The following is a 12988-nucleotide window of genomic DNA, read 5'->3' as shown; positions in this document are numbered from 1 at the left end:
ACGAAATTATCAGCAACGGGGCCTTTCCGGCGACCGGAGTCACACAGTGGATGCGCTCAGCGAGCCGTGGCCGGCGCCTCCGTTTCATTCTGCCAACCGCCGCCCAGCGCCACGATCAGTTGCACGCTGGCCACCAGTTGGGTGCCGACCAGTTGCAGCACGCTCTGCTGCTCGCTCAGGCTGGTGTTCTGGGTGGTCGCCACGTCCAGGTAGTCGATCATCCCTTCCTCGTACTGGTCGTAGGTGACCCGTTCGGATTCCCGGGCCGCGTCCGCCGCCCGGCGCCGGGCGGCCAGTTCGGTTTCCAGGGTACGCAGTTCGACCAGGTAGTCCTCCACCTCGCCCAAGGCGTCCAGCACCGTCTGCCGGTAGGTCGCCACGGCGGCGTCGTAGCTGGCGCGGGCCTGGGCGACCTCGGCGCGGGTGGAGCCGAAGTCGAACAGCGTCTGGCTGAACGAGGGACCGATGGACCAGAAGCGGTTGGCCACGGTGAACAGTTTCTTGGTGCCGGAATCCTGGAAGCCGCCGCTGGCGCTCAGAGTCAGGTCGGGGAAATAGCCGCTCTTGGCGACGCCGATGGCGGCGTTCGCCGCCGCCACGTCGCGCTCGGCGGCGGCGATATCCGGGCGCCGCTCCAGCAGGCTGGAGGCCACGCCGGCCGAGGTCTCGGGAATCCGCTGTTCGAAGCGCTCCGCCACCGGCAGGGAGAACTCCGCCGGCGCCTTGCCGATCAGGATGGCGATGGCGTGCTCGTACTGGGCGCGCTGCCAGCGCAGGTCCAGGGACGAGGCGCGCGCCGATTCCAGTTGGGTTTCCGCCTGGGCCAGGGTGGCCCGCGAGGTCTGGCCTTCCTCGTACTGGTCGCGCACCACCCGCAGGTAGCGCTCATAGGAGCGGATGTTGATGTCGTAGAGCCTGATACGCTCGTCCAGCACGCGGAGCTGGAAATAGTTCTGCGCCAGGCTGGACTGCGCGCTCAGGGTGGCGTCGGCCAGTTCGGCGGCGCTGGCCTCGGCGCTGGCGCGGTCCTCCTCCAGGGTGCGGCGCAGCTTGCCCCACAGGTCCAGTTCCCAGCTCAGGCTGAGCTGCGCGGAGTAGTTGTCGCTGATGCCCGACACGCTGCGGCTGCTGCTCTGGGTGACGCCTTCGCTGCCGCTGCTGCCGGTAGCGCTGCTGGTGGAGGAGCCCGTGCTGGAGGTCAGGTAGGTGCCGCCGCCCGAGCCGCTGCGGGTCATGCCGGCGCTGCCCCGCAGGGAAGGAAACAGGTCCGCCCGCGACTGTCCGGTCAGGGCCAGCGCCTGGGCGTACTGGGCCAGGTACTGCGCCACGTTCTGGTTGGAGACTTCCACCTGGACCAGCAGCGCGTCGAGCCGCGCGTCGCCATAGACCCGCCACCAGTCGCCGCGCGCCTCGCCGTCGCGCGGTGTGGCGGCCTTCCAGCCGGCGGCCTCCTTGTAGTCGACCGGCATGCTCACAGCCGGGCGCTGGTAGTCCGGGCCGAGCATGCAGCCGCTCAGCCCGCCGAGGGTCAGCGCCAGGGTCAGCGGCCGGATACGCAAGAAAAGGGACGGTAGAGCCATGGCGAATCTCACAGGGCAGGCAGACGGCGGACATGCACACGCCAGAAACGGGCGATGCTGCGGCCGAAACGGTCGAGGTAGAGGTAGACCACCGGCGTGGTGTAGAGCGTCAGCAACTGGCTGAGCGCCAGCCCGCCGCAGATGGTCAGCCCCAGCGGGCGCCGCAGGTCGGCGTCGCCGCCGCTCTCCAGCACCATCGGCAGGGCGCCGAAGAAGGCCGCCAGGGTGGTCATCATGATCGGCCGGAAACGCATCCGGCAGGCCAGCAGTATGGCCTCGCGCGGCGCCAGGCCCTGGTTGCGCTCGGCCAGCAGGGCGAAGTCGATCAGCATGATGGCGTTCTTCTTGACGATGCCGATCAGCAGCAGGATGCCGATCAGCGCGATCACCGTCAGTTGCGTGCCGGTGGCGATCAGCAGCAACAGGGCGCCGACCCCGGCCGAGGGCAGCGTGGAAAGGATGGTCAGCGGGTGGATCAGGCTTTCGTAGAGGATGCCCAGCACGATGTAGACGGCGGCCAGCGCCGCCAGGATCAGCCAGGGCATGCTGGCGGCGAGGCTTTCGTAGGCTTGCGCGGTGCCCTGCAGGCCGCCGTGCACCGAGCCAGGCAGGCCGATACTCACCAGCGCCTGGTCGATGGCGGCCTTGGCCGCCTGCAGCGAAACGCCGTCGGCAAGGTTGAAGGCGACGGTGCTGGTCGCCATCTGGTTCTGGTGCGCCACCGAGAGGGAACCGTTGGCGCTCTCGATGCGCGCCAGCCGGGACAGCGGGATGGCCTCGCCCTGGGCGTTGAGCACCTTGAGCCGCTCCAGCACCTCGGGATCGTGGGTATAGGCCGGGTCCAGACCCATGATGGTGTAGTACTGGTTCAGTTCCCGGTACTGGGTCGCCACCTGCCGCTGGCTGAAGGCGTTGTTGAGGAAGTCGTCGAGATCCGCCACGTCCAGCCCGTGCTGGATCGCCCGCTGGCGGTCGAAGACCAGCTTCACTTCCTGGCCGCCGGTCTGCGAATCGCTATCCACCCCGCTGAGCTGCGGCAACTGCTTGAAGGTGGCGTGAACCTTGGGCGTCCATTCGCGCAGGGTCGCCAGGTCTTCCGACTGCAGGCTGTACTGGTACAGGGCGTTGGCGCTGCGCCCGCCGATGCGCAGGTCTTCCGCCGGCATCAAAAACAGCGAGGCGCCGGCGACGTGGCGGGTCCTGGCGCTCAGCCGGTTGGCGATCTCCATGGCGGTGGCGGTGCGCTGGTCGCTGTCCTTGAGGCGCACGAAGAAATTGCCGGTGTTGCGCGAACCGAAGCCGCCGCTGCCGGTGGAGGCCATCACGCCCTGCACGTCCGGGTCCTGGCGGATCAGTTCGCTGAAGGCCAGCAGCCGGGGTTCGAGGGACTGGAACGAGGTGTTCTGATCCGCCCGCAACTGGCCCATCAGCATGCCGGTGTCCTGGTTGGGGAAGAAGCCCTTCTGCACCACCGCGAACAGGAAGAGGTTGACGGCCACCGTCAGCAGCAGGCTCGCCAGGGTCAGCCGGCGGTGGCGCATCACCCATTCCAGACTGCGCGCATAGGCCGCCGCCAGGGCGTCCAGCAGGCGTTCGATCAGCCGGTACAACGCGTTGTCCGTGGTTCCTGCGTGCGCCTTCAGCAGGCGCGAGCAGAGCATGGGCGTCAGGGTCAGCGACACCAGCATGGAAATCAGCAGGGCCACCGACAGGGTGACGGCGAACTCGCGGAACAGCCGGCCGACGATGTCGCCCATCAGCAGGATGGGGATGAACACGGCGATCAGCGAGAGAGTCATCGCCAGCACGGTGAAGCCCACTTCCCGCGTGCCGCGCAGCGCCGCCCGCAGCGGCGACGAGCCGGCCTCCAGGTGGCGGCTGATGTTCTCCAGCACCACGATGGCGTCGTCCACCACGAAGCCGGTGGCGATGATCAGCGCCATCAGCGACAGGTTGTTCAGGCTGTAGCCCAAGAGGTACATCACCGCGCAGGTGCCGATCAGCGAGATCGGCAGGGTCGCCGCCGGGATCAGCAGCGCACGGGCGTCGCGCAGGAATACGAAGACCACCGCGATCACCAGCAGGATGGCGATCAGCAGGGTTTCCTCGGTGTCCAGCAGCGAGGCGCGGATGTTCGGCGAGCGGTCGATGGCCACCACCAGCTCGGCCTGCCCGTCCAGCATGCCACGCAGCAGCGGCAGCAGCGCCTTGATGCTGTCGATGGTTTCCAGCATGTTCGCCCCGGCCTGGCGGGTCACGCCGATGGTCACCGAGGGGCGGTTGTCGTGGAAGCCGGCGGTGTAGAGGTCCTGCACCGAGTCGTAGACGTTGGCCACGTCGCCCAGGCGCAGCGCCTTGCCGTCCGCGTAGGCGATCGGCAGGTCGCGGTAGTCGGCGGCGCGGGTCAACTGGGCGTTGGCGTCGATCCACCAGTGCTGCCGTTCGCCCTGCAGGGAGCCCTTGGGCAGGTTGCTGGTGGCCTCGGCGATGCGGCTGCGCACCGTCTCCAGGGAAATCCCGTACTGGCTCAAGGGCTGCGGCTGCAGGTCGATGCGCACCGCCGGCAGGGCGCTGCCGCGCAGGGAGACTTCGCCGACGCCCTTCACCTGGGCGATCTTCTGCTGCAGCTTGCTGGAGGCCAGGTCGTACAGCTCGCCGCTGCTCAGGCTCTCCGAGATCAGCGAGAGCATCAGGATGGGCGCGTCCGAGGGGTTCGCCTTGCGGTAGGTGGGCAGCGATTTCATGCTGCTCGGCAGCAGGCTGCGCGCCGCGTTGATGGCGGCCTGCACGTCCCGCGCGGCGCCGTCGATGTCGCGGTCCAGGTCGAACTGGACGATCACGTTGGTCGAGCCCTGGGAGCTGGTCGAGGTCATCTCGGTGATCCCGGCGATCTGCCCCATGGCCCGCTCCAGCGGCATCGCCACGGTCGCCGCCATGGTTTCCGGGCTGGCCCCGGCGAGGCTGGCCTCGACCATGATGGTGGGGAAATCCACTTGCGGCAGCGGCGCCACCGGCAGCAGCCGGTAGCCCAGCGCGCCGGCCAGCACCAGCGCCAGGCTCAGCAGCAGGGTGGCGACCGGGCGGAGGATGAAGGGCCGCGAGAAGTTCATGCCGGCTCACCGGCCGCCGCGTGGCGGCGGCGGCGCTGCGCCAGGCGCTCGAACAGCAGGTAGATCACCGGCGTGGTGAACAGGGTCAGCAACTGGCTGAGCAGCAGCCCGCCGACGATCACCAGCCCCAGCGGCCGGCGCAGCTCGGCCCCGGCGCCCTGGGCCAGCATCAGCGGCAGGGCGCCGAGCAACGCGGCCAGGGTGGTCATCAGGATCGGCCTGAAGCGCAGCAGGCAGGCCTCGTGGATCGCCTCGCGGGCGGCCAGCCCGCGCTGCTGCCGGTCGAGGGCGAAGTCGATCAGCATGATGGCGTTCTTCTTGACGATGCCGATCAGCAGGATCACCCCGATCAGCGCGATCAGGCCGAACTCGCTGTCGCTGGCCAGCAGGGCCAGCAGCGCGCCGATGGCCGCCGACGGCAGGGTGGAGAGGATGGTGACCGGATGGATCCAGCTCTCGTAGAGCACGCCGAGCACGATGTACATGGTGACCAGCGCCGCCAGGATCAGCCACAGGGTGTTGCCGGTGGCCGTGGCGAAGGCGTCGGCGGCACCCTGGTAGCGCAGGGTGATACTTTCCGGCAGGCCGATGGCGGCGCAGGCCTCGCCGACCGCCTGGCGCGCCTGCTCCAGCGAGTAGCCCGGCGCCAGGTTGAACGACAGGGTCACCGCGGGCGTCTGGTTCAGGCGCGCCAGCGACTGGTGGCCGGTCCGCTCGCGCAGGCTGGCGATGTTGCTCAGGCGCACCATGGGCGTCTCGCCGTCGGTGGAGTCGTCCGTGGCGCTGCCGGTCAGGTAGACGCGCTCGAAGTCGGCCGGTCCCCGGCGGAAGGCCGGCGCCACCTCCAGCACCACCCGGTACTGGTTGGCCTGGGTGAAGATGGTCGAGATCAGCCGCTGGCCGAAGGCGTTGTACAGCGCCGTGTCCACGTCGCTGGCGCTGATCCCGTAGCGGGCCGCCGCCGCCCGGTCGATCTGCAGGTAGGCGACCGGGCTGGCGTTCTGCAGGCCGCTGACCACGTCCCGCAGTTCCGGGCGCGCCCTGAGCCGCTCCAGCAGGCGCGGCACCCAGGTTTCCAGGTCGGCCAGCACCGGCGTGTCCAGGGTCAGTTGATAGCGGCTGGGGGTGACCTGGTCGTCGACGCTCAGATCCTGGCTGGCGGTCAGGTACAGGCTGACCCCGGTCACTTGAGCGGCGGCCCGGCGCATCCGCTCGATCACCGCGTCGGCCCGCTCGTCGCGCTCGGCGAAGGGTTTCAGCTCGATCTGCAGGCGGCCCATGTTCAGGGAGACGTTGCTGCCGTCCACGCCGACGATGGAAGACAGCGAGGCGACCGCCGGATCGGCGCGCAGCACCTCCACCAGCACCTGCTGGCGCCGGCTCATCTCCTCGAAGGAGACGTTCTGCGGCGCCTGGACGATGCCCTGCAACTGGCCGGTGTCCTGGATCGGGAAGAAACCCTTGGGCACGAACAGGTACAGCGCCGCGGTCAGCGCCAGGGTGGAAACCGCCACCAGCAGGGTGAAGCCCTGGTGCGCCAGCACCCAGCGCAGCGCCCGGTCGTAGACGGCCACCAGCCGTTCGAACTGCAAGCCGCCCCAGCGCGAGAAGCGGCTCTCCTCCGCCGCCGGGATGTGCCGCAGCAGGTAGGCGCAGAGCATCGGCGTGAGGGTCAGCGAGACGAACATCGACACCAGGATCGACACCGCCAGGGTGATGGAGAATTCGCGGAACAGCCGGCCCACCACGTCGCCCATGAACAGCAGCGGAATCAGCACGGCGATCAGCGAGAGGGTCAGCGAAACCACGGTGAAGACGATCTCCGCCGAGCCCTTGAGCGCCGCCTGCAGCGGCGGCTCGCCCTCTTCCAGGTGGCGCTGGATGTTCTCCACCACCACGATGGCGTCGTCGATCACGAAGCCGGTGGCGATGGTCAGGGCCATCAGCGTCAGGTTGTTCAGCGAGAAGCCGGCCAGGTACATCACCCCGAAGCTGCCGATCAAGGACAGCGGCACCGCCACGCTGGGGATCAGGGTGCCGGCCAGGTTGCGCAGGAAGATGAACGACACCAGCACCACCAGGGCGACCGACAGGATCAGCTCCAGTTGCACGTCCTCGACCGAGGCGCGGATGGTCTGGGTGCGGTCGGCCAGCACCTCCAGCTCCACGGCGCCGGGCAGGCTGTCGCGCAGGCTGGGCAGCAGCGCCTCGATGCTGTCCACCACCTGGATCACGTTGGCGCCGGGCTGGCGCTGGATGTTGATGACGATGGCCTGCTTCGCACCGGCCCAGGCGCGCTGGTAGAGGTTCTCCGGCGCCTCGTCGAGGCTGGCCACGTCGCGCAGGCGCAGCGCCTTGCCGTCCTCGTAGGTCAGCACCAGCTCGGCGTATTCCGCGGCGCTGCGCAACTGGTCGTTGGCGTCGATGGTGACCGAGTGGTCGGGGCCGTCGAAGCCGCCCTTGGAACCGTTGACGTTGGCGCCGTTGACCAGTTCGTAGACGTTTTCCGGCGCCAGGCCGTGGGCGGCCAGGGCGACCGGATCGACGCGGATGCGGATCGCCGACTGCTGGCCGCCGGCCAGGCTGACCAGGCCGACCCCGGACACCTGGGACAGCTTGAGGGCGATGCGCGTGTTGATCAGGTCCTGCACCTCGATCAGCGGCAGGCTCTCCGAACTGGCCGCCAGGGTCAGCACCGCCGAATCGGCCGGGTTGACCTTCTTGTAGGTCGGCGGATTGGGCAGGTCGCTGGGCAGCAGGCTGTCGGCGGCGTTGATCGCCGCCTGCACCTCCTGTTCGGCCTCGTCCAGCGACAGGTCGAGGTTGAACTTCAGGGTGATGACCGAGGCGCCGCCGGAACTGGTCGAGTACATCTGGCTCAGGCCGGACATCTGCCCCAGTTGCCGCTCCAGCGGCGCGGTGACGGCGGTGAGCATCACCTGCGGCCCGGCGCCGGGGTAGAAGGTGGTCACCTGGATGGTCGGGTAGTCCACCTGCGGCAGCGCCGCGATGGGCAAGATGCGATAGGCCAGCAGACCGCTCAGCAGCACCGCCAGCATGATCAGCAGGGTGGCGATCGGCCGGCGGATGAAAAGACCGGAAGGATTCATGTTCAGGGCCCCGGCGGCATGCCAGCGGGCCGCTTGCCGGTCTCGATGACGCTGATGTCCACCTCGGTCGCATCCACCACGCTGACCCTGGAACCGTTGCCCAACTGGTCGACGCCCTGGGTCACCACCCGCTCGCCGCCGGCGACGCCGGAGAGGATCGCCACCCGGCCGTCCGCGGCGCTCGGCCCGACCGTGACGGTCTGGCGTTTGACGGTATCGTCCTGGCCGATCAGGTAGACGAACTTGCCGGCGTCGCTGAGCTGCACCGCCGCCGCCGGCACCAGCACGGCGTTCTCCAGGGTGCCGATGCGCAGCCGCACGTTGACGAACTGGTTGGGATAGAGCCGCTCGTCCGGGTTGTCGAACAGCGCCTTGAGCTGCACGCTGCCGGTCGCGGTGTCGATCTCGTTGCTGATGAACTTCACCGTGCCCCCGGCCAGCACCTCGTCGCCCTGCTGCGACAGCGCCTCGACCGCCAGGCTCTCGCCGCGGCGCAGCGGCTGCAGCACGTCCTGCAGGTTGGCCTGGGGAATGCTGAATTTCGCCGCGATGGGCTGGGTCTGGGTGATGGTGACGATGCCGCTGGTATCGCTGGCGTGCACCATGTTGCCGGGGTCCACCTGGCGCAGGCCGACGTAGCCGTCGATGGGCGCGACGATCCGCCCGTAGCCCAGGTTCACCTGCGCCGAGCGGATCTGCGCCTGGCTGGCCTTCACCGCGCCGGCATACTGTTCGACCAGGGCGATCTGCGTGTCCAAGTCCTGGCGGGCCAGGGAATCCTTGGCGTACAGGCGGCTGTAGCGCGTCAGGGTCAATTTGGCGTTGGCCAGTTGCGCCTGGTTTTCCGCCAGTTCGCCCTGATACTGGGCCAGCGTGGCCTGATAGGTGCGGGTGTCGATCTCCGCCAGCAACTGGCCCTTCTTCACCCGCTGGCCCTCGGTGAAGTGCACGGCCTGCAGGGTTCCGTCGATCCGGCTGGTGACCGTCACCGTGTAGTTGGCGCTGACCGTGCCCAGCGCGTCCAGGTGGACCGGCACGCTGGCCAGCGTCGCCGTGCCGGCCTGCACCGGCGTGGCCTCGTCCATGGGCGGCGGCATGCCGACCTGGCGCTGCGAGAGGAAATACCAGCCCGCCCCCGCCGCGGCCAGCGACAGGAGCAGCGCCAGCGACAGGCGCGTGAAACCGCGTGAGGAAGAAGGCTGAATCATGATTCCGACCGACGACTGAAACCGGGCGCCATCGGAACAGACAAATGTGCAGAGAGTGTGGAGATTGCCCCGGCGGGCTTGAACGGCTCCCGGCGCGTGGCGCTAAATGCCCCCGCCAGCCGGAGTTCTCCGATGAAAATCAGCCTCTCCACCAAGGTATTCCTCGCCGTCCAGGCGCTCTGCACCTTCGCCGTGCTGGGCATGGCGCTGGCCGCCTACCTGAGCTTCGCCCGCGGCTTTCTCGGCTACCTCAACGAGCAGGCCATCGAGCGCCTGGAGCGCATCCTGCCGAACTTCCAGCGCGCCTACACCGAGCACGGCGACTGGCGCTTCCTCGACGGCAACCCGGACGAATGGTTCCTCCTCACCCGTCCCGACGACCGCCCCAAGGGCGCCGGCAGCGACCTGCCGCCGCCGCCGATCTCCGATCTGACCGGCGCCTTCCTGCGCCTGAGCCTGCTGGATGCCGGGCAAGGCTACGTGGCCGGCTACAGCCAGTACGCCAGCCAGCCGGTGCTGCGCGCCATCCGGGTGGACGGCGAGACGGTCGGCTGGCTGGCCATGACCCCCTTCGAGACAGTCAGCGCCGCCGGCGACCAGCGTTTCCAGGCCGGGCAGATACGCTCGAGCATCCTCATCGCGCTGATCTGCCTGCTGGTCTCGGCGGTGATCGGCTGGTGGATCGCCCGTTCGCTGCTGCGCCCGATCCGCCGGGTGGCCCGCGCCACCCGGCAACTGGCCGCCGGCGACTATTCGATCGAACTACCGGTGGCCTCCAACGACGAGGCCGGCCAGTTGGCCGGCGACTTCAACCGCATGGCCCGCACCCTGGCCGCCAACGAACGCCTGCGTCGCGCGTTCATGGCCGACATTTCCCACGAGCTGCGCACCCCGCTGGCGGTGATGCGCGGCGAGCTGGAAGCCATGGAGGACGGCATCCGGCCGACCGACCCGGCGGCGCTGCGCTCGCTACAGGCCGAAGTCGCCGCGCTGAGCAAGCTGGTGGACGACCTCTTCGAACTGTCCCTGGCCGACGTCGGCGGCCCCACCTATCGCCACGAGCCGCTGGACCTGCGCCTGCTGCTGGAAAGCCTGGCCGACAGCTACCGAACCCGCTTCACCGAACGGCGGCTGGCCCTGGAACTGCAACTGCCGGACGATCCGTTGTCGGTGGTGGGAGACGAGATGCGCCTGAACCAGTTGTTCCACAATCTCCTGGAAAACAGCCTGCGCTACACCGAGCCCGGCGGCCGGGCCCGGCTGGGCGGGCAGCGGCAAGGCGACGCGATCCTGATCCACTGCGAGGACTCCGCGCCCGGCGTGCCGGAAGCCCAGCGGGCGCGGCTGTTCGAGCGCTTCTACCGGGTCGAGGGCTCGCGCAACCGCGCCAGCGGCGGCGCCGGCCTGGGATTGGCGATCTGCCGCGGCATCGCCGAGGCCCACGGCGGCAGCCTCTCGGCCAGAGCCTCGACGCTCGGCGGCCTGTGGCTGACCGTGCACCTGCCGATCCGCGCGGAGCAACGGCCATGAGCCAGGGCCGCATTCTGGTGGTGGAGGACGAACCCAAGCTGGCGGCGCTGATCGGCGACTACCTGCGCGCCGCCGATTTCCAGGCCGAAACCCTCGCCGACGGACTGCGCGTCATCCCGCTGCTGCGCCGCCAGCCCCACGACCTGGTGATCCTCGACCTGATGCTGCCCGGCCGCGACGGCCTGGACATCTGCCGCGAACTGCGCGGCTTCAGCCGGGTGCCGGTGATCATGGTCACCGCGCGGGTCGAGGAGATCGACCGCCTGCTCGGCCTGGAAACGGGCGCCGACGACTACCTGTGCAAACCCTTCAGCCCGCGCGAACTGGTGGCGCGGGTCAAGGCCGTGCTGCGCCGCAGCGGCAAGCCGCCGCCGCTGCCGGGGCTGCTCACCGACCCGGCCAGCTACCGGGCCTACTGCAACGGCATCCCGCTGGACCTGACCCCGGTGGAATTCCGCCTGCTCGACGCCCTGCTGGCCCGGCCCGGACAGGCGCTGACGCGCGAGCAACTGATGAACCACCTGTACGAGGACCACCGCATCGTCACCGACCGCACCGTCGACAGCCACGTCAAGAACCTGCGCCGCAAGCTGCAACAGGCGGCGCCGGGAGAAGACCCGATCCGCTCCATCTATGGTGTGGGGTATTGCCTGGAATGGCGGGGAACCGGGGGTTGAACCCCGGCAGCCTCGGAGCGGAACCGAAAGCATCGCGGGCAAGCCCGCTCCGCGGGAAGCACCAGCCACCCGTAGGGTGGAAAACCGCGCAGCGTTTTCCACCAATCGCAGCCCAGCGCCACGCCACGGTGGGTGGCTTCGGCCATCCACCCTACGCACCCCGATCCCGTTCAGAAGGCCGGGCGCCGGAACGAGGGAACCCCGGCGTAGCCGGGGCTGGATGATCGGGCGCGCTTTCTCTTAACGTGAAAGACCTCCCTCTCCAGACACAAGCCATCCTACCCCGCGAAAGGGCATGCCGGTGACGTGCTCAGCGCTCAGGCCTCAATGGGCTGCAGCAGGTAGATAGCCAAATTGCGCCAGCGCCTTGATCCAGCGTGGGGCATTCCGCTGCACGACCAGGGCTCGGTAGTCGATGTGCGTGTCCTGATAAGGTGTGCTGCGACTGAGCATGCAGTACACGATGCGCAACATCTTGTGCGCCAGGGCGATGATCGAGCGCTGGCGGCCGCGGCGTACCACCAGGGCTTGGTATTTCGCCTGCAAGGCGCAGCGGGTGCGGCTGGCGCTGTTGGCAAATTCGCAGAACAGGCGGCGCACATAGCGATTGCCTTTACGCATTCGGCCATTGCGGCGTTTACCCGCGCTCTCGTGGTTGCCGGGGCACAGGCCGGCCCGGGATGCCAGGCGTTCCGCGCGGCCAAAGACCTGCATGTCACAGCCGATCTCCACCAGCAACAGGGCCGCTCCCACGCGGTCGATGCCGGGCATGCTCTGCAGCAGCGCCAGCATGTCCTGCTCCTCGCCGGCCAGACTGTCGAGCAGGTAAGCGTCGTGCTGGGCAATCTGTTCTTGCAGTGCGTCGATATGGACCAACAACGCTTTGAGGATGAACCTGTGCTGGGGGCTGAGTTCGCCCTGCAGGGCTTCCAGCAGGTCCTTGCGATCCGCCTTGAGCCGGCGGCTGACTTCGTGGGGCGACTGACCCTCGAGCAGGGCCGCGATCATGGCGCGTGACGACTGACCGTTGATGTCGCCGACGACCACGCTCAAGCGGATACCCGCATCGTTGAGGATCTTGTGGAGGCGGTGATGCCGTGCGACCAGACGCAAGCCCCGCAGCTTGGGCGGCGGCACGAAGGAGCCGCGCAGTAAACCTGCACGTGCCAGCGTGGCCAGCCACTCGGCGTCGCCCATATCGGTCTTGCGCCCGGGCACCTGTTTGACGTGCCGGGCATTGACCACCTTGGCGATGATCCCCATCGCTTCCAGCGCAGCATAGGGGCTCTTCCAGTAGATGCTGGTGCTCTCCATCACCACCTCATCGGGCTGGCGTTGCGCGCACCAGGCAGCCATCGCCCGCAGATCGCGCTGCATGCTGCGGAACTGGCAGCGTTCGATGAGCACCTCGCCAGAGGGCTGCTCGACAATGGCGCAGGCGGTTATTTGCGCTTGGTGCACATCCAGACCGATAACACGCTTGAACAACGGTTGCAGGTCCATGGCGTCTCCTCCTGGCTACACGGGGACATGGGCGACGGCGGGAGAACAGACCGAAAACCAGTCAACGGCAAGCCGATGACGGCCTTCTTAACGTGCGCGCTCGAGGCGGCAATCCGGGGTTCGCGTCGGTCTGACAGCTCACGTTTGGTCTCGGGATCAAGTCGCCAGTGAGAAACGCGAGCTCCAATCCCGCCGTCTCCCATAGTGTCTTTCATCATCCGGGGTGACGCAGCGTGTCATGAACGTTTGGTCACTTTCTCTTTCGCGCGA

General features: G+C 68.4%; 7 protein-coding genes. 2 read left to right on the top strand and 5 right to left on the bottom strand.

Annotated features, from left to right (window positions below; all coding sequences use genetic code 11):
* Window positions 1-56 precede the first annotated feature (56 nt).
* Genes AVCA_RS06520 through AVCA_RS06505 form a run of 4 tightly spaced genes read right to left on the bottom strand, consistent with a single transcriptional unit; the run spans window position 57 to window position 9008 of the window.
* Window positions 57-1580, bottom strand: coding sequence for an efflux transporter outer membrane subunit (locus AVCA_RS06520; protein WP_012700071.1), 1524 nt, complete (start codon window positions 1578-1580; stop codon window positions 57-59).
* Window positions 1581-1588: 8 nt separating this feature from the next.
* On the bottom strand, window positions 1589-4690 hold the full coding sequence (locus tag AVCA_RS06515; protein ID WP_012700070.1) for an efflux RND transporter permease subunit: 3102 nt from the start codon (window positions 4688-4690) through the stop codon (window positions 1589-1591).
* Entirely contained in the window at window positions 4687-7800 is a 3114-nt protein-coding gene (locus AVCA_RS06510; protein ID WP_012700069.1) for an efflux RND transporter permease subunit, read from the bottom strand. Before AVCA_RS06510 ends, AVCA_RS06515 begins: the two co-directional genes overlap by 4 nt.
* A gap of 2 nt (window positions 7801-7802) precedes the next feature.
* Window positions 7803-9008, bottom strand: coding sequence for an MdtA/MuxA family multidrug efflux RND transporter periplasmic adaptor subunit (locus tag AVCA_RS06505; RefSeq protein WP_012700068.1), 1206 nt, complete (start codon window positions 9006-9008; stop codon window positions 7803-7805).
* Window positions 9009-9140: 132 nt separating this feature from the next.
* Here AVCA_RS06505 and AVCA_RS06500 point away from each other — a divergent pair, with 132 nt between their 5' ends.
* Together AVCA_RS06500 and AVCA_RS06495 are read left to right on the top strand one after the other, a co-directional pair.
* Entirely contained in the window at window positions 9141-10538 is a 1398-nt protein-coding gene (locus AVCA_RS06500) for an ATP-binding protein (RefSeq protein WP_012700067.1), read from the top strand.
* Window positions 10535-11215, top strand: a complete 681-nt coding sequence (locus AVCA_RS06495; RefSeq protein WP_012700066.1) for a response regulator — start codon at window positions 10535-10537, stop codon at window positions 11213-11215. The genes AVCA_RS06500 and AVCA_RS06495 overlap by 4 nt, the downstream gene beginning before the upstream one ends.
* Before the next feature lie 324 nt (window positions 11216-11539).
* Here the strand turns inward: AVCA_RS06495 and AVCA_RS06490 are convergent, their stop codons facing one another.
* On the bottom strand, window positions 11540-12718 hold the full coding sequence (locus AVCA_RS06490; protein ID WP_012700065.1) for an IS110 family RNA-guided transposase: 1179 nt from the start codon (window positions 12716-12718) through the stop codon (window positions 11540-11542).
* Between the last annotated feature and the right edge of the window lie 270 nt (window positions 12719-12988).

It is taken from the genome of Azotobacter vinelandii CA, from assembly GCF_000380335.1.
GTDB lineage: Bacteria > Pseudomonadota > Gammaproteobacteria > Pseudomonadales > Pseudomonadaceae > Azotobacter > Azotobacter vinelandii.
This window is presented reverse-complemented; position numbering and strand designations above follow the sequence as displayed.

Bases quoted from the DNA above. Each gene is read 5' to 3' on its own strand.
- AVCA_RS06520 (WP_012700071.1), bottom strand. From the start codon at position 1,580: ATGGCTCTACCGTCCCTTTTCTTGCGTATCCGGCCGCTGACCCTGGCG.
- AVCA_RS06515 (WP_012700070.1), bottom strand. From the start codon at position 4,690: ATGAACTTCTCGCGGCCCTTCATCCTCCGCCCGGTCGCCACCCTGCTG.
- AVCA_RS06510 (WP_012700069.1), bottom strand. From the start codon at position 7,800: ATGAATCCTTCCGGTCTTTTCATCCGCCGGCCGATCGCCACCCTGCTG.
- AVCA_RS06505 (WP_012700068.1), bottom strand. From the start codon at position 9,008: ATGATTCAGCCTTCTTCCTCACGCGGTTTCACGCGCCTGTCGCTGGCG.
- AVCA_RS06500 (WP_012700067.1), top strand. From the start codon at position 9,141: ATGAAAATCAGCCTCTCCACCAAGGTATTCCTCGCCGTCCAGGCGCTC.
- AVCA_RS06495 (WP_012700066.1), top strand. From the start codon at position 10,535: ATGAGCCAGGGCCGCATTCTGGTGGTGGAGGACGAACCCAAGCTGGCG.
- AVCA_RS06490 (WP_012700065.1), bottom strand. From the start codon at position 12,718: ATGGACCTGCAACCGTTGTTCAAGCGTGTTATCGGTCTGGATGTGCAC.